The following is a 15,586-nucleotide window of genomic DNA, read 5'->3' on the forward strand; positions in this document are numbered from 1 at the left end:
GATGCGCCTTCAGCTCAGGTCGTGCAGGTCCTTGCCGAGCGCCGGACCGATCCGCAGGTCGGCGAAGGTGACTTCCAGGCCTTCGCGCTGCGGCGAGCAGCAATAGGGCCCGACCTGCAAGGCCCCACCCTCGCCCTGCGCGAAGCGGCACAGGCGCAGCAACGGCCAGAGCTGGCCATCGAGCGAGTACTGGATGCGCAGCACCTCGGCCTGCAGCGTCAGGCGCAGCCAGAAACCGTGCAATGCATCCGGTACCGCCCCCAGCGCCCAGTCGGAATGTCCCAGCGTCAGGACGCTGCCCAGGTGGGCGATGCCGTCGTTGATCTCCAGCCCGGTCTTGCACCACCGCTCGCTGCTCCGGCGCACCATCAGCCCGGCCTGGTCGTACAGTGCGGTGAAGGTCCCGGTGACCCTGACTTGCGCGGTGAAGTCCGCTGCCACCGGGTGGCCGAGAAAATGCCCGCTGTCGCGCGCGAAGCCGTACTGGGTCTTCTGCCAGAAGTCACTGTCGGCGTCGGTGCGGACGTGCAGCGAACCCTCGATCTCGGACCAGCGTCGCGGCTCGTTCAGCCAAAGGGGAGACGGGACGTTCGCGGATTCCATGGCAGCATCCAGAGTGAGTTGGGCTGCGGACACCTTAGTCCAAGGTACCGCGGCGTGCCAAAGGAGGCAGCTGTCGACGCTAGCCGAAGAAGGCCAGCAGCTGATGGGGATAGAGCTTGGTGACCATCATCAGGACGATGACGAACATTCCTGAAAAGCCCGCTACGCCCATCCAGAACCAGAGTGCATATGCTCGCTGGAATTCCGGCCCCAGCGCCCTGCCCTCGGCGACGGCCCCCTGGGCCAGCTGCAGCATCCGACCTTGCAGCCAGAGCACGGGTAGCCAGAGTGCGCCTATCGCGAAGAATAGCACCAGCGAACCCGACACCCAGCCCGAAGATACCGGGAGCCCCAGCAGGCTGACCAGCGCGATGCCCGTGCCCAGTTGCAGGAATCCCGCCGGCGTGGTGATCCAGGTATCGAAGAACACCACCATCCGTGCAACCTCGGCGATCACCTGGGGCCTGCGGCTGCGGGTAGCGGCGATCAGGTAGAGATAGGAGCTCATGCCGAAGCCGAACAGGAACACGGCGGCCAGGATGTGCAGATACTTCAGTGTCAGATAGGTCATCGCGTCCACTCCGTGACCGTGATGAACGAGGGGCCTATCTCGTCCAGGTACTCCTGTAGGTCCAGCTCACCCACGCAGATGCGGGCACCGGGGACTGGTCGATAACCGGCAGCCATCTTCCGCGCCAGAGCGATGGCCGCGCAGCAGGGAATCTGCGGTCCCTTGTCATGCGTCGCCAGCAACTCCCAGCGGTAGCTCAGGGGGCGGTCATCCGCTGCCAGGCCGGTCAGCTCCAGGTAGAAAGCACTCTTGCCGTTGCCGAACTTCTCGAACCCCTGGCCAAGGCGATGCAACCAGCGCGCCACCCGGTCGGTGTCGCTCACCACGCCACTACGCACGAGCCTCGCCAGCAGATAGTTGGCCAGGGTGCCTAGCGCCAGCCCGGGCCCGGCCTTGAAACGGACGTCGCGTGCGCCATAGCGCTGGGGGAAAAGCTCCATGTCCGGCACGTCCACATCGGCGACCAGCCGCCAGCCGCGGATGCCCTTTATCTTCACCGGGTACAGTCCCTGCCACCCTGCTACCTCGACGGGCTGGCCATTGCGCCACTGCGGAATGGGGCGGCCGGCATAACTGAGCACACCCTTGACGGTGGAAAGGCCCGGCATCCTGGCGGACGAGGTGATGCCGTAGTGCAGCGTTTCGACGCGCATGTTGTCGCCTGCTCGGGCAATGAAGGCGTCGATGACGGCCGCTGACAGGGTGGGTACCGAGCTACAGCCGCTGAGGATGGCGACGCCCCGGGCCGCGGCCGCCTGGTTCAGTTGATGGAACCGAAGTTTCCGTATGCACCGACCACCATCACGCGCAGTTCTACCGGCATCCATCCCATCCCCTGTCCAACCACAGACTCGTCCCCGAACTGACGGCGACGCTTAGGGGAGCATAGGACAACTCAGGGACGCATGCAGGGCTCGCTTCAGTCTGCCGAAAGACGGTACCGGGCATGGCTTGGCGATTCGGCGGGACTTTTCGCCAGGCAAGAAAAAAGGGAGCCCTCGGGCTCCCTAATCCAGGTACGCGTTGTCCTCTTGTTTTTGTTGTCGGACGTCAGCGTCATCGATTGTCAGTACGCCCCACCAGGAGGTGGGAAGTGAACAGATTACTTTGGTCACTCGAAGGAGCTCCAAAATGATCGGTTCGCGAGCTTCAGCCGTCTTGTTCTTGTTGTGGGCTTGTGGCGGCGCATCTTGTTGTTCTTGTGCCAATAATAAAGCAGGCACTGTGCCAACATTATCAAGTCATTGAAAATAAAGGATTTTAAAAAATAACAACCAGTCACAGGCCCGGCGCAGCGAAGATTTCGTTACCTTTTCACCCGCTGCCGAAGGATCTCGTTACGACCTGGCTGCATCCGGTAACGACCTTGCCTCCCCCGCCTCGATCAGCGACTGTAGGTCGAACGCTTCAACGTGGCTTCGTTGTTTCTCTGGGCGGCTGGCCGTTCCGGATTGTCCGTGGGCAGGTACAACAGGCGTGTGGCCAGCACTTCGCGGCGGGGTTTGATGTCCGGACGCAAAGCGCCGCGCTGGGTCCGGTCGAAGTCACGCAGCTCCACCACCTGCATGCCGTCCTGGGCCGGCACCACGAAAACGGGCAGGTTGGCGTGGATCATGGCGTCGTAACGGCTTTCCTCACCGAACCACAGCATGGCCCTGGGATGAGGCGCGATCTTCTTGTGCCTGACCAGGATGTCGTCATCCGCCATACGGATCAGCGCCTGGTGCTCCTGCCACTCCGGCGTGCGATCCAGGGCGATGTGCTCTCGATCCGCGCGGGCCAGGGCCAGCGTCTTGAGCTGCTCGCGGACTTTCGCCACCGTGACCCTCTCGCCTCCGGCGGTATGGCCGGCCCAGGTGAAGGTCAGCTGGCGTACCGGATCAGGGAAACCGTGCACCTTGCGGATCAACTGCTTGGTATTGAAGGCCCCGCCCAGTGCCTTGCGCATGATCCGCGGCCGGGCTTCCGGTGCCAGTTCCAGCTCCAGCCGGGTCTGCTCGATGGCTGCGCTGAAGGCATGCTTGCACGCGTTGATGGCGAGGATTTCCTTCACCAGGGGTTCGCCCAGGGCGATGTAGCCCGGCAGGCGGCTGACCGTTCCGGGCGCCTGCCCAGGTTGGAGGTGAAAGGCCAGCAGGGCTTCCCGTGTCAGCTCCACTGCCGCACTGCCCTCGAAGGCCTCGACCTCGATGAGATCGGGCACTCGTTGCTGGGTCAACAGCGGCAGCCGCCAGACCTTGGCCGCCACTACCCGGCTCGGCCACAACTCATTGAAGGCGACGATACTCGCCTGGAGGTTCTCGAAGGCGCTCTTGATGTCTTCGTACATTGCAGACTCCAGCCAGATAACTGCCAGATTGTAGCATTTGAGCGCCTTATTGCCTTGTTTTGATTACCTTGCATAGAGGTAGGACAAATAGATTGCTTATGTTATAGGGGTGGTATTATTTTGCTCAGGAGTTAATATCTGGGTGAACTGAGCCTTGCCATCCAGATCTCGCAGAGCGATCGTCAGCTGCCCTGACTGGCCATCGATTTCCACCTCGCCGAAGAACTGAAAACCGGCCAAGGGCGAGGTATTGGGCTTGGGTGGTGCCTTCTGGAAGACCACCTCCGGACCGAAGGTGCCATCCAGCGGATTGGGGCCGAAGCTGCCGGCGTTGAGCGGCCCGGCGACGAATTCCCAGAAGGGTTCGAAGTCCTGGAAAGCGGCGCGATCCGGGTGATAGTGGTGCGCCGCGCAGTAATGCACGTCACCCGTCAGCCAGACGGTATTGCGGATGCGTTGGCGAGCGATGAAGCTCAGCAACTCCGCGATCTCCAGCTCCCTGCCCTTCGGAGCACCCGGATCGCCATTGGCGATCGCCTCCCAGCGCGCCTGCCCCTGGGCATCCTTGCCGTCGGGGACCTGCAGGCCGATGGGCATGTCCGCGGCGATGACCTTCCAGGTGGCTCGCGAGGCCTGCAGCTGGCCCTTCAACCAGTCCAGTTGCTCGCGCCCAAGGAAAGCCCCCGCCCCACCGACGTCGTGGCCCAGGTTGCTGTCGTTGCCCGCGCGATAGCTGCGCATGTCCAGCACGAAGACGTCCAGCAGCGGACCATAGGCGATCTGCCGATAGATGCGCCCTGCCCCGTCGGCCGAAACGCCGCGCATGGGGGCGTACTCCAGGAATGCCTGGCGCGCCCTCTGGCTCAGGACGCCGATATCCTTCACCTGGTAACGGTCATCCAGCTCCTTGGTCGGCGACCAGTTGTTGGTGGTTTCATGATCGTCCCACTGCCACACCTGCGGCACCTCGGCATTGAAGCGGCACAAATGATCGTCCATCAGGTTGTAGCGATAGTTGCCGCGAAATTCAGCCAGCGTCTCGGCCACCTTGCTCTTGGCTTCCGTGGTGAGATTGCGCCAGATGCGGCCCTCTTCCACGGTCATTTGCGCCGGCACCGGCCCGTCCGCATAGATGGTGTCGCCACTGTGCAGGAAGAAATCTGGGCGGCGTTCGCGCATGGCGGTGTAGATCCGCATGCCGCCAATATCGGGATTGATGCCGAAGCCCTGGCCAACGGTGTCGGCCCCCCAGACGAAGCGAACGTCGCCGCGCTGACCCGGAGCCGCGCGCAGATGGCCCGTGACGGCCTCGCTGAGCGCTCCGCTATCCACATCTTCGAAGCGGACCCGATAGAAGATGCGCTGATCGGCGGGCAATCCGCGCAGATCGATGCGCGCCGTGTAGTCCTGGATCGCGGTGGCGACGGGCCCGACGACCTTGCGCGCCGAGCTGAAACTTTCCCGGGTATCCCACTCCACCAACAGGCGCGCCGGCTTGTCCGTGCGACTCCAGATCAGGGCGCGATCCCGGGTGACATCACCGGCCTGCACCCCATCGGTGATGGCGGGACGCCCACCGGGCGCAGCCCAGGTACGGGAGCCCAGGGCCGGTAGCAGCAGCGTAGCGCCCAGGCCTTGCAGGACACGACGACGATCGGGACGGGTCAGGGACATGGCAGGTGCCTCCGGCGGAAAAGCCCTAGCACTACCCCGCCCTGATGACCTGGTTGTGACAACGAGGAGTATCCAAGGGCGGCCATCGACTATAGGGGTGGTATTACGCGCCAACATGCCTGGGCCTGAACGGCGTGAAATGGCATCATGGCGCCTTTGTTGCGACCCGCCGCCATGGCCGTCGCGAAGTTGCCTGGAGCCCCCATGTCCGCGAGACCCTACATCACCGTCACCCCTCCCAACATCGCGCTGCAGGGTCGGATCGCCCCGCCCGGCTCCAAGTCCATCACCAACCGGGCGCTGCTGCTGGCGGCCTTGGCCAAGGGTACCAGCCGTCTCTCCGGTGCGCTCAAGAGCGACGACACGCGCCACATGTCCGAAGCGCTGCGGCAGATGGGCGTCACCATCGACGAACCCGACGCCACCACCTTCGTGGTGACGAGCTCCGGCCGCCTGCAACGCCCTGAGCAGCCCCTGTTCCTGGGCAACGCGGGGACCGCCGTGCGCTTCCTTACCGCGGCAGTGGCGACCGTCGACGGCGACGTGACCCTGACCGGCGACGCCTACATGCAGAAAAGGCCCATCGGGCCCCTGCTGGAAACCTTGAGCGCCAACGGCATCCAGGTGGACGCTCCCACTGGGTGTCCCCCGGTTACGGTAGCGGGCCAGGGTCGCCTGAACGCCCGCCGCTTCGAGGTGGACGCCGGTCTTTCCAGCCAGTACGTCTCCGCCCTGCTGATGCTCGCCGCCCTGGGCCGCGAGCCCGTGGACGTCGCCCTGCGCGGCAGCGAGATCGGTGCCCGTGGTTACGTCGATCTCACCGTGGCCGCCATGCGTGCCTTCGGTGCCGAGGTGGAGCAGCTCGATGCGGCTACCTGGCGCGTCGCCCCGACCGGCTACGTCGCCCGTGACTACTTCATCGAGCCGGATGCGTCCGCCGCCACCTATCTCTGGGCCGCCCAAGCCCTGACCGGCGGCGCCATCGACCTGGGCGTGGCCGACGCTGCCTTCACCCAGCCCGATGCCAAGGCGCGTGAATTCATTGCCGCCTTCCCGCGGCTGCCGGCCGTCATCGATGGCTCGCAGATGCAGGACGCCATTCCTACCCTGGCGGTGCTGGCGGCGTTCAACGAGACCCCGGTGCGCTTCGTCGGGCTGGCCAACCTGCGCGTCAAGGAGTGCGACCGCGTCGCGGCCCTGCACGACGGCCTGAACGCCATCCTCCCCGGCCTGGCAGCGGTCGAGGGAGACGACCTGCTGGTCGCTGCCGATCCGACGCTGGCCGGCAGCCAGGTCGAGGCGGTGATCGAAACCCACGCGGATCACCGCATCGCCATGAGCTTCGCCTTGGCGGGCCTCAGGGTGGCCGGCATTCGCATTCTCGACCCGGAGTGCGTCGGCAAGACCTATCCTGAGTACTGGAATGCCTTGCGCAGTTTGAATGTCCAACTGAGCGAGGGTGTCGAAGCCTGACGCGCGCCAGTCACAGGGAAGCCACGAATGTCGATTTCTTCGCTCGAGCAGCAGGCGCTGGCGCAGCTGACGTCCCACGCCCTGATCGTCACCGATCGCCAGGGACGCATCGAGCGCTGGAATCGCGGGGCCGAGCTGCTCTGTGGCTGGTCGGCGACGGATACCCTCGGCTGGCTACTCTCTGACTTGCTGGCAGCGGAACGAGATGGCAGCTTCCTCGCCACGGCCCAGCACCAGGCGCTGATCGAGGAGCACGGCCGGGGGGCGGGCTGGATCGGCGTCCGCAGCGGGGAGACTCGCTGGGTGGAGGTGGCGACCACGGCGCTGAAGGAGGCCGACGAGGTCAGGGGCTTCGTCCACGTCCTGCAGGATCGCAGCGAACAGCTGGTGACCGAGGAGCGGGTGCGGCTGGCCCAGCAGGTCGGCCGGGTGGGCACCTTCGAGTTACTGCCCGGGGAATCCCGCTTGCTGGTTTCCTCGGGCTTCTGCCATCTATGGGGATTGCCCGAGAAGCGCAGCTATCCACTGGACGAACTGGTCAAGCAACTGCACCCGGACGACGTCGGCAATCTGCGCACCCTGACCTCCACCCCTGACGACGACGCCCTGGACTACCTGGAATACCGCATCCGCCGCGCCGACACCGGCGAAGAGCGCTGGCTCGGCCGGCGCGGCCAACTGATGACCGGCCAGGGTACGGGACGCTACCTCGGCGTGTGCTACGACATCACCGAGCGCAAGCGTAACGAAGCCGCCATCACCGAACGGGACGTCTGGTTGCAGGAGCTCTACCACGGCATGCGCGAGGGCTTCTACACGGCCCAGGCCATTCGCGACGCCGACGGGCGGATGCAGGATTTCCGCTTCTTGGAGGTCAATCCCATCTTCTCCAGCCTCACCGGCGTCCCGCTGGAGCAGGTTGTGGGCAAGACGCTGCGCGAATCCCTGCCGCAATTGCAGGCGGATTTGCTGCCGGCCTATGCCGACTTCATGAACTCGGATGCGGAGTTCATCCAGTTCGACATCCTGCTGCACCTGCCGCGCGAGCACTGGTACGAGGTACGGGCGCATCGCCTACCCGGTGATCGCTTCGCCGTGCTGTTCATCGACATCAGCGGTCATCGCCGGCAGTCCCAGGAGCTGGCGCGCAACGAGGCGCAGCTGCGGGCCATCATCAACTCCATCGACCAGATGGTCTGGGCCACCCGCCCCGACGGTCACCATTTCTACTTCAACGACCGCTGGTACGAGTTCACTGGCGTGCCCGAGGGCTCCACGGAAGGCGAAGGCTGGGCCAATGTCTTCCACCCCGACGACCAGGAACGCACCTGGAAGGTCTGGCACCACAGCCTCAGCACCGGCGAGCCCTATCACATCGAATACCGGCTGCGGCACCGCTCCGGGCGCTATCGCTGGGTGCTCGGCCGGGCCCAGCCGGTCCGCGATGCCATGGGGCGGATCGAGCAGTGGTTCGGTACCTGCACCGACATCCAGAGCATCGTGGACGCCCGCGAGGTGCTCACCCGCTCGCGCCAGGAACTCGAACAGCAGATCGAACTGCGGACTCGCGAGCGCGACCGGATGTGGCGCATCAGCCACGACCTCATGGTGATCTGCCACGCCGATGGCGAGGTCAAGACGGTCAACAGCGCGGCGACCCGTCTGCTGGGTCGCCGCGAGACCGATCTGGCCACCCTGCAATTGACCGAGCTGGTCCATCCCGATGACCAGCGCCAGGTGTTCGACACCCTGCGCAACCTGGGCTCGCGCCAGGGCGCCGCCAGCCTCAGGGCCCGCGTACGAGCCCGTGACGGTAGCTATCGTGTCCTCGACTGGACGGCCAGTGCCGAAGACGACCTCATCTACGCCGTGGGCCGGGACGTCACCGAACAGCAGGAATTGCAGGAACAGCTGCGTCAGGCGCAGAAGATGGAAGCGGTCGGCCAGCTCACCGGCGGCATCGCCCACGACTTCAACAACTTGCTGACCGGCATCATGGGCAGCCTGGACATGCTGCAGCGCCATCACAAGGCCGGACGCCAGGAGAAGTTCGATCAGTATCTCAACTCCGCCCTGACCTCCGCCCAGCGCGCGGCAGCCCTCACCCAGCGGCTGCTGGCCTTCTCCCGGCGCCAGGCGCTGGATCTGCAGCCGATCCAGGTCAACGATAGCGTGCGCTCCATGGAGGAGCTGCTGCTGCGCAGCCTGCGCGGCGACATCGGCCTGGTGCTGGATCTGCACGCCGACCTCTGGCAGGCGCTGACGGACGCCCACCAGCTGGAAAGCGCCCTGCTCAACCTGGTCCTCAACGCCCGCGATGCCCTGCCCGATGGCGGGACGATCCGCATCGAGACGCGCAATGTCTACCTGAGCGAGAGCGGCAACGGCCTGGATGCGGTGAGCGCCGGCGACTACGTCGCCCTGCTGGTGACTGACGACGGTACCGGGATGCCGCCGGAAGTCATGGCACGGGCCTTCGATCCCTTCTTCACCACCAAGCCCATCGGCCAGGGCACGGGGCTGGGCCTGTCGATGATCTACGGCTATGCCAAGCAGTCCAAGGGCCACGTCCGCCTCGACTCCCTCCCCGGGCGTGGTACCACCGTGGGTCTGTACCTCCCACGCTACCTGGGGGCCGATGTCGAGGTGCCGCGTGCTACGCCCTCGACCGTGACGCCCAACGGGGCCGGCAAGACCATCCTGGTGGTCGAGGACGAACCCGTGGTCCGGCAGATGGTGGTGGAGCTGCTGAGGGAGCTGGGCTATGCGACGCTGCAAGCCGAGGACGCCCGGGGCGCCCTGCCGATCCTGGAAGGCACGCGTCCCATCGATCTACTGCTGTCGGATGTCGGCCTACCCGGCATGAACGGTCGCCAACTGGCGGAAATCGCCCGCCAGCGCCGGCCCGGCCTCAAGGTCGTCTTCGCCACCGGCTATGCCGAGGGTGCCCACCTGGAGGGCTACCTGGAACCAGGGATGACCCTGATCGCCAAGCCCTTCAACCTGGACGTGCTGGCGGCTCGCATCGGTGAGACCCTGGCCGCCGCGGACACCGACCTCAAAGCTGATGCTGCCCACCTGCACGACGTCGATAGTTGAGCGGGCTCTGGCCGGTTCCGCGACGAAAGCAGCGGGCGAAGTAGGCGGGATCGGCGAAACCCAGGGCCTCGGCGATTTCCGCGACCGGGGCCTGGGTGAAGGTTAGATTGCGCCGCGCCTGCAGCAGCAGTCGCTGATGGGCGATCGCCAAGTCGCGGCACAGCATGTTCAGGTCCACCCGGAAACGCCCACCGTCATGGCCTGCCGTACGCCAGGCTATGCGCCTTGACTTGCCCGGTGCCGGCCCCTGCGTCCCACTCGGTTTGCTCCAGCGACCGCGTCCTTGGCGGCTAGTCCTCTTGCCAGCAAGTAGCCAGAGACACGTTAGGCGGGCTGGCTAGCCATGAAAAGGGACTACTGAGACAGAAAAGCCCCTAATGATTGCTCATCAGGGGCTGGTGGTTTTCGATGTCTCAACGGGCCGCGAAATCGAAGGACCACAGGCCGTTCTGACGGGTCAGGGTGACATCCACCTCGGTCGCGGTGACAGGCGCGACGTACTGGGTCATGTCGGAGAAGTTCTGCACGATGTACGTCTGACCAACCATGGGAGGCGTGGCCACCATGAAGTAGAAATTCGGCTCGTATTCGAAACTCACCGTCATGCGTGCGTCGACCTTGGGCATGGTTACCACAGGCCGCCCATTGACGTACCAGTTGCTATCCAACTGGATGTAGGGATTGGTGCTATTGATGACCCCGCACTGCTGCGGAGTGAGCTTCTCCAATGCCAAGGAGGAGGATGCCGGTTGAAGGATCGGCGACAACCCACTGGGACTGACCGCTTGCAGCAAATTACCTGGAGATGCCTGGTGACGTCCCGAAATGATGACGTTACCCGGCTTTTCGCCCACGGTAGTCACATCGGTTTCGATGACCGCCTCGTAGGTAAAGGACTCGGTAGCCCCAGCCGACCCCGTCAGTATCTGCCAGGCATGGATACGGTAATCACGTTGCGGATTCTGGGGTTTGAGGAAGACCAATACGGTCTTGCCCTGCATATCGTCGACAGCGAAGTTTACGTTGAAAACGGTCATGGTGTGTTCCTTGCTCGCGGTATTGGCAACGACAGGATGTCGAAGCTTGCCTGCCCTGACGTTCAGGTCATGATTTTGTGAATTCTTACCTGGCCGCTTAGATAATGACCTGAGTAACGGATAGTTACCTGATTTTTGAAAAGCGCTTCACACCAAATAAGAAAACGCGTCAGTAGAAGGTCGACGACATGGCCGAGGGAGTTCACAGCGGCGCTGTCTAGACACGTCCTGAATCGATGAGAATATGGAGAGACCACGATGGTCAAGGTCAATGTGACAGTTGAATCCCCTAGCGGCACCCAGAAGGAAAACGTCAAAGCCATAATGGTCGGCGATGCTCGATGGGGAGAAAACGGGGCTGCCTACAATACCTCTAAGCAGGTGGAGTCCGGGACGCGCACGGTAACTGTAACTAAAACGACACACCCGAAGGAAATCAAAAAAGACCATTTGATTCCAGAGCACGACTCAACATTAAAGATTGAAGTAAAAGACACTGAAATAGTGATCACTCAAGTTTAGCCAGCCCTCATGACCAAGGCCAGGTCTTATTGGACCTGGCCCACTGAGATGGTGGAGTTGAGACAATCACCCTCAGAAAGCTCGTATGAGGAAATGCACGTACTGGTTCTTCATACGAGTTTCCTCGCTCACCCGCGCATTCTTGATTTTCTCAGTATCCGCCATTGCGTTCTGGCTAAAATCTTGAGCACCCTGCTGCCCTCCCCTGGAAGGGGATGAGGCCTTTTCATACTGGTGCTCGTGTTCCTGCAGCGCATCGTACTGCAGGCTGCCGACGGCATTGCCACTCCAGCCTCCAGGCCCCTGCTCGGATCGCGAACTTGCATCCGGGTCTCGCGGCTGCTGAGCATTTTCCAAACCCAGGGGATCGGTAGCGCCTCCACTGACGCCTCGCAACACCCGCCCCCGGTAGTCGGGTAGCTGAAAATATCCTGGTTGAATGTTTCCCTGGGCATCCTGGCCCTGGCCGTAGATGAAACCTATTGCACGAAAGAGCCTGGGATAGCGGGCGATAGCGACACTACCGCCATCGCACAGCAGCCATCCTTGCCGGGCCAGACGCAATCGATAGGCCTGCAATTGCCCAGGTGGATAGGGAGCCTGCGCATTTCGAGGCTGATCGAAGGCCACGGGGCCGGCATAGGCGATCACTCCACCGATTGGCTGCGCTGCCTCCAGGGCGCTCAGATATCGGCGCATGGCGGCAGCAACCCGAGCATATCGTTGAGATAGCGGTGACAGGTATCGACATGGAAGGTCCAGCGATGATCGGGGGCTAGGGGCTGGTCCCGCACATCATCCCAGAAAATCTGCAGCGACCGGTCCTGGGCGAATACCGGCGCTCGCCCGGGCTGGCCCAACCAAAGCCGCCCACCACTCTGTAGCATGTAGCAGAATCGCTCGGCTTCCGCGCTTTCCAGCGGGATGGTCAGCCTGAGTTCGTCAGCCCCCAGCAAGGCCTCGAACTCATCGCCACTCTGCCTATTCAGAGGCACCCAGTCACCCGGATTGTCTTTACTGACTTGGCCCAGGACAGCTTGCTGCCAAGGCAGCACCCGGCGTAGCCAGGGCTCCAACTGCAGGGCGCGCCGTTGCAATAGCCCTTCCTGGTCAGGGTAGTGACTTTGGATAGCCTCCAGAATGGCGCCAACAAGTCGATCCACTAGACGCTCGGCAAGTCCGCCGACGCGTGCGGCGTTAAAACTCCTCAACGCTTCGCAAAGCGTTGACCGCGCTTGCTGATAGCCCTCCATCAGTTGGGCGTAGGCTCGTGCCTGCCAAAGCGCTCGGCGAACCGTATAGGTGCGGGCGGTATAGTCCAGCCGCACGCTTACCTGTTGCCCCGCGAGCGTTCCCGCCAGACTGACCGCCAATTTACCGGCTATACCACCCAGAGTGACGCTCTTCGGTTGTGCCAGATCGAAGACTTGCCCGCCCACGAGCAGGTACCCCTGGCTGCCAGCGATGCAGGCATAGGTCAGGCTCATGGCCAGATAGCCGTCAGGAATTTCCAGTTGGCTGCCCATTCCTGCAGGGTTGGCAACGACCAGATGGCTCGACGACAGTTTTTCCTGGGGTGCTTGCAAGATGAGCTGTAATCCGTAGCGATTCGCCAGACGTATGTAATCGGCCTGGGTAAGAGCCGCCGGCGTTGCAACGCCGGCATCGTCAGGTAACGACTCCCAGGGGGCAGCTGGCAATTGCCAGCGCTGCCCCGTCTCGGCATTGAGTTGGTCGATGAAACTCCGGGCGGGCGCTTGCAGCGACCAGTACAGGAACAGCCGTGGGCCAAAGTGGCGCAGCCGTGCCTCGCGTCGCTCAAGCAGCCAGTAGTGAAAACCGCGCCGGCTCTGCTCGCTGCAGTTGCTCAGACGTTGCCATCGGCTGCTTTCCCAACGCGTCTGCACGACCCACTCCCGGGCCTGCCTTACTTTCTGGCGGAGCTGTCCGATAGCCTCATCGAAGAGGTGCTGGGCTTCCTGTCGTGCCGCCTCGATGGGCTGGTAGTCCTGCCCAGAGACTCGCACAGGCTCTACCAGATAGTTTCCCTTGATGGTTTGGCTAAGACCATCGGCGCCATACTGCTCGGCCAGGTCGTTGAATTGAGTACGCTGAGCCACCTGTGGTAATTCCAGCGAGCGCTGATCGCTCGTCCTACGCTGCTGGAAGCGCCGTCCATGATCCAGTTGCGACTGCCGATCGTCGCGTACACTGGCTTCCTGATGCAGGCGACTGATCTGCCGTTCTCCAGGTAACAGATTGACCGTCTCGGCCAAGGGCCCGAGGCTGTAGCCAAGGCGGCTTTCGGCGCACTCATAAAGCTGACCGACTCCCAGCAGCAGGCCCGGAGGGGAACGACCATCCCCGCCCTGTGGCAAGGGGAACAAACGAGCGTCAAGTAACGGGCGGGCCTGCTGTGCCGCCTCGATGGCAGTCCGGCCAAGGAGCAGTTGGAGGTGCTGTACGAGAGCCAAGACTCGCAGCCCCTTGTCTAATTCCTGCACAACGAAGTCCTGGCTCTGGTCCAAGATCAGTAGCACTGCGTAACTGTTGGCTAGGCGTTGTTGTTGCTGCTTGAAGTCGGTCGATTCGAACAACTGCAGCGCCGGCATGCCGAAGAGCTGGTCCAGCGCTTGCGCCAAATCACCATGATCCCTGTGCGGCGTTTCCAGCAGTTGCCTAGCCTCCGGCTTCGCTAGTCGATTGAAGGGCGGGGTCAGTTCGCCGAGTTCAGGCACGTACTGGCCTATCCAGCCCTCCGCTCCGGCGCGGAACGCACCGGCCAGCTGCTGAAGCCCCGACAGCTTCGGCGCCTGCTTCAACAGAGCTTGATAAAAATCCGAAGCGTTGCTCAATTCGAAGAATCGGGTGCACGCCGCGTCCTCCGTCACCTTCGCTTCCGTCAGTAACAATGTCAGGAAGCCTAGTTGCTGGAACGGCTCCACGTCCCCCACCCCAGGATTGGTCGTCGGGTCCCGTTCCGGCGCAGGAGCAGGTACCGGAGGCCAACGCTCCAGGCGCTCGTCGTGCAGCTTGCCGGAGAGAATCGGAAGCCTGGCCTCGCATCGGCAATGGTTGTCAGGAGAGATGGTCAGGCTCAGGGAGCACTCCCAATGACTCAGGGGCGCCGGCAGATTGGTACGCCACTCCTGCCTGCCTACTCCCAAACTGGCCTCGAACGCCAGGCTGCCTGATGACTCGGTGCTCACGCCCGGGATCTCGAGAGTGAGATTGATCCAAGTGGCCTTCTCTTTTTGAAGTTGCCAACTGGCCACCCAAGGAGGTGGTAGCTCCAGACGGCCTGCACTGACCTCGGGAGACAGCTCCATCTCCCATTCGTGGACCTTGGACGTCTGGTACCGGGGCTGGCCCTCCTGGCTGCGCACGCCCAACCACCAGTACTCGTCCTCCTTGATCAAATACACAATCAGCAGCCAAGGCTTCGCGCCTGGCAGCAACCACCAGCCCCGTTCCAACGCGGCACTCGTCAGTTGAAAAGCCAGCGAGCGGCCACCGATTTGTACCTCCCCGGCGACCATGGGCTGCTCGACGTCCGTCTTCCAGTGCCACTCCAGCTGTGCCGAGCCGACATTCCGCCTCATCGCCTTGCGCTCGAGACAGCAGCGGTGTCCAAACGAGAGCGCAACTGTCGTCGAGCCAGTTGGACCCGCTTGCGCAGGTTAGGCTCGCTGAGGGTGTGGATGACAGCCAGTTCGTGGTACTCGATGCCCTGAATGCAGCGTTGCTGCAGAAGATCGCCCAGTGGCTTGGGCAATGAACCCAACGCCCTTTCTAGAACGTCTATCTCTTCCTGCAGGCAAGCCTGGCGCTCTGGGCAAAGTGCATGAGGCTGCCAGCAGATGTTGCCCTCCAGCTGGACATCCACGCTCTCCAGATCACAGGTTCGCGGGATTCTACGCAGGTAGTCGATGCAGTGATTGCTAGCTACCCGGCGCATCCAGGCAGCGATATTCTGGATCGAATCCAGTAAGTCCGGCTGTCTCTCCAATTGCCCGAAGAGCCGTAGACGCAAGTCACTCAAGACATCCTCGGCTTCTTGACGGCTACGGATCATCTGACTGCATCTCTGCCACATGATGGGCTCGTAGGCCATGAGAACGCTCCAGATTGCCGCTCGCTCCTGCCCCCCTTTACTCCCTGTCGCCAAGCTCTTAGCCATCATCGTTCCCTGAATGGACTTAATTCCGGCGTCAGAACGTCTATCGCGGGCGTTCCAACTATCCGGCTGGAGCATTCAGGACGCAGCAGAAGAGCTTT

At 62.9% G+C, this 15,586-nt stretch carries 13 protein-coding genes; 3 read left to right on the forward strand and 10 right to left on the reverse strand.

Annotation, left to right across the window (positions count from 1 at the left end; translation table 11 throughout):
* Window positions 1-9: 9 nt before the first annotated feature.
* The 5 genes from AR540_RS12370 to AR540_RS12390 all read right to left on the reverse strand — a co-directional run bounded on the left by AR540_RS12370 (window position 10) and on the right by AR540_RS12390 (window position 5,177).
* Window positions 10-603 carry a DUF1349 domain-containing protein gene (locus tag AR540_RS12370; RefSeq protein ID WP_059229315.1) on the reverse strand — a complete coding sequence of 198 codons (594 nt, stop codon included), beginning with the start codon at window positions 601-603 and terminating at the stop codon, window positions 10-12.
* Window positions 604-682: 79 nt separating this feature from the next.
* Window positions 683-1,174 carry a DUF2269 family protein gene (locus AR540_RS12375; RefSeq protein WP_059229316.1) on the reverse strand — a complete coding sequence of 164 codons (492 nt, stop codon included), beginning with the start codon at window positions 1,172-1,174 and terminating at the stop codon, window positions 683-685.
* The gene (locus AR540_RS12380) at window positions 1,171-1,827 is read right to left on the reverse strand and encodes a hypothetical protein (RefSeq protein ID WP_153014229.1); all 657 of its coding nucleotides are present in this window, start codon (window positions 1,825-1,827) and stop codon (window positions 1,171-1,173) included. The genes AR540_RS12375 and AR540_RS12380 overlap by 4 nt, the downstream gene beginning before the upstream one ends.
* Before the next feature lie 731 nt (window positions 1,828-2,558).
* On the reverse strand, window positions 2,559-3,503 hold the full coding sequence (locus AR540_RS12385; RefSeq protein ID WP_059229319.1) for a DNA replication terminus site-binding protein: 945 nt from the start codon (window positions 3,501-3,503) through the stop codon (window positions 2,559-2,561).
* A 96-nt stretch (window positions 3,504-3,599) separates the two neighbouring features.
* Entirely contained in the window at window positions 3,600-5,177 is a 1,578-nt protein-coding gene (locus tag AR540_RS12390) for an alkaline phosphatase D family protein (protein ID WP_059229322.1), read from the reverse strand.
* 204 nt (window positions 5,178-5,381) lie between these two features.
* On the opposite strand from AR540_RS12390, the gene aroA reads away from it, so the two are divergent.
* A complete protein-coding gene (gene aroA, locus AR540_RS12395) occupies window positions 5,382-6,650 on the forward strand; it encodes a 3-phosphoshikimate 1-carboxyvinyltransferase (protein WP_059229324.1) in 1,269 nt (422 codons plus the stop codon).
* Window positions 6,651-6,677: 27 nt separating this feature from the next.
* The gene (locus tag AR540_RS12400; RefSeq protein ID WP_059229327.1) at window positions 6,678-9,749 is read left to right on the forward strand and encodes a PAS domain S-box protein; all 3,072 of its coding nucleotides are present in this window, start codon (window positions 6,678-6,680) and stop codon (window positions 9,747-9,749) included.
* Here AR540_RS12400 and AR540_RS12405 read toward each other — a convergent pair.
* Together AR540_RS12405 and AR540_RS12410 are read right to left on the reverse strand one after the other, a co-directional pair.
* The gene (locus AR540_RS12405) at window positions 9,709-9,915 is read right to left on the reverse strand and encodes a helix-turn-helix domain-containing protein (RefSeq protein WP_059229329.1); all 207 of its coding nucleotides are present in this window, start codon (window positions 9,913-9,915) and stop codon (window positions 9,709-9,711) included. The genes AR540_RS12400 and AR540_RS12405 overlap by 41 nt on opposite strands.
* 247 nt (window positions 9,916-10,162) lie before the next feature.
* Window positions 10,163-10,786 (reverse strand): hypothetical protein, encoded by a 624-nt coding sequence (locus tag AR540_RS12410; protein ID WP_059229331.1) that lies wholly within the window; start codon window positions 10,784-10,786, stop codon window positions 10,163-10,165.
* 258 nt (window positions 10,787-11,044) lie between these two features.
* Between AR540_RS12410 and AR540_RS25405 the strand changes: the two genes are divergently transcribed.
* Window positions 11,045-11,308 (forward strand): hypothetical protein, encoded by a 264-nt coding sequence (locus AR540_RS25405; protein ID WP_153014230.1) that lies wholly within the window; start codon window positions 11,045-11,047, stop codon window positions 11,306-11,308.
* A 72-nt stretch (window positions 11,309-11,380) separates the two neighbouring features.
* On the opposite strand, the gene AR540_RS12415 is transcribed toward AR540_RS25405, so the two are convergent.
* Genes AR540_RS12415 through AR540_RS12425 form a run of 3 tightly spaced genes read right to left on the reverse strand, consistent with a single transcriptional unit; the run spans window position 11,381 to window position 15,422 of the window.
* On the reverse strand, window positions 11,381-12,007 hold the full coding sequence (locus tag AR540_RS12415) for a phage tail protein (RefSeq protein ID WP_059229332.1): 627 nt from the start codon (window positions 12,005-12,007) through the stop codon (window positions 11,381-11,383).
* Window positions 11,992-14,910: a hypothetical protein gene (locus AR540_RS12420; RefSeq protein WP_059229336.1), complete on the reverse strand. Its 2,919-nt coding sequence runs from the start codon at window positions 14,908-14,910 to the stop codon at window positions 11,992-11,994. The genes AR540_RS12415 and AR540_RS12420 overlap by 16 nt, the downstream gene beginning before the upstream one ends.
* Window positions 14,907-15,422 carry an RNA polymerase sigma factor gene (locus AR540_RS12425; protein ID WP_160328341.1) on the reverse strand — a complete coding sequence of 172 codons (516 nt, stop codon included), beginning with the start codon at window positions 15,420-15,422 and terminating at the stop codon, window positions 14,907-14,909. The genes AR540_RS12420 and AR540_RS12425 overlap by 4 nt, the downstream gene beginning before the upstream one ends.
* Window positions 15,423-15,586: the final 164 nt, after the last annotated feature.

Origin of the sequence: Pseudomonas sp. EpS/L25, from assembly GCF_001512295.1 — a bacterium.
GTDB lineage: Bacteria > Pseudomonadota > Gammaproteobacteria > Pseudomonadales > Pseudomonadaceae > Chryseomonas.

What these genes read in the sequence shown, in the direction of transcription:
- aroA (WP_059229324.1), top strand. Translation starts at nt 5,382, where the DNA reads ATGTCCGCGAGACCCTACATCACCGTCACCCCTCCCAACATCGCGCTG.
- AR540_RS12410 (WP_059229331.1), bottom strand. Translation starts at nt 10,786, where the DNA reads ATGACCGTTTTCAACGTAAACTTCGCTGTCGACGATATGCAGGGCAAG.
- AR540_RS12425 (WP_160328341.1), bottom strand. Translation starts at nt 15,422, where the DNA reads ATGGCCTACGAGCCCATCATGTGGCAGAGATGCAGTCAGATGATCCGT.
- AR540_RS12390 (WP_059229322.1), bottom strand. Translation starts at nt 5,177, where the DNA reads ATGTCCCTGACCCGTCCCGATCGTCGTCGTGTCCTGCAAGGCCTGGGC.
- AR540_RS12385 (WP_059229319.1), bottom strand. Translation starts at nt 3,503, where the DNA reads ATGTACGAAGACATCAAGAGCGCCTTCGAGAACCTCCAGGCGAGTATC.
- AR540_RS12405 (WP_059229329.1), bottom strand. Translation starts at nt 9,915, where the DNA reads ATGCTGTGCCGCGACTTGGCGATCGCCCATCAGCGACTGCTGCTGCAG.
- AR540_RS12415 (WP_059229332.1), bottom strand. Translation starts at nt 12,007, where the DNA reads ATGCGCCGATATCTGAGCGCCCTGGAGGCAGCGCAGCCAATCGGTGGA.
- AR540_RS12370 (WP_059229315.1), bottom strand. Translation starts at nt 603, where the DNA reads ATGGAATCCGCGAACGTCCCGTCTCCCCTTTGGCTGAACGAGCCGCGA.
- AR540_RS12400 (WP_059229327.1), top strand. Translation starts at nt 6,678, where the DNA reads ATGTCGATTTCTTCGCTCGAGCAGCAGGCGCTGGCGCAGCTGACGTCC.
- AR540_RS25405 (WP_153014230.1), top strand. Translation starts at nt 11,045, where the DNA reads ATGGTCAAGGTCAATGTGACAGTTGAATCCCCTAGCGGCACCCAGAAG.
- AR540_RS12380 (WP_153014229.1), bottom strand. Translation starts at nt 1,827, where the DNA reads ATGCGCGTCGAAACGCTGCACTACGGCATCACCTCGTCCGCCAGGATG.
- AR540_RS12375 (WP_059229316.1), bottom strand. Translation starts at nt 1,174, where the DNA reads ATGACCTATCTGACACTGAAGTATCTGCACATCCTGGCCGCCGTGTTC.
- AR540_RS12420 (WP_059229336.1), bottom strand. Translation starts at nt 14,910, where the DNA reads ATGAGGCGGAATGTCGGCTCGGCACAGCTGGAGTGGCACTGGAAGACG.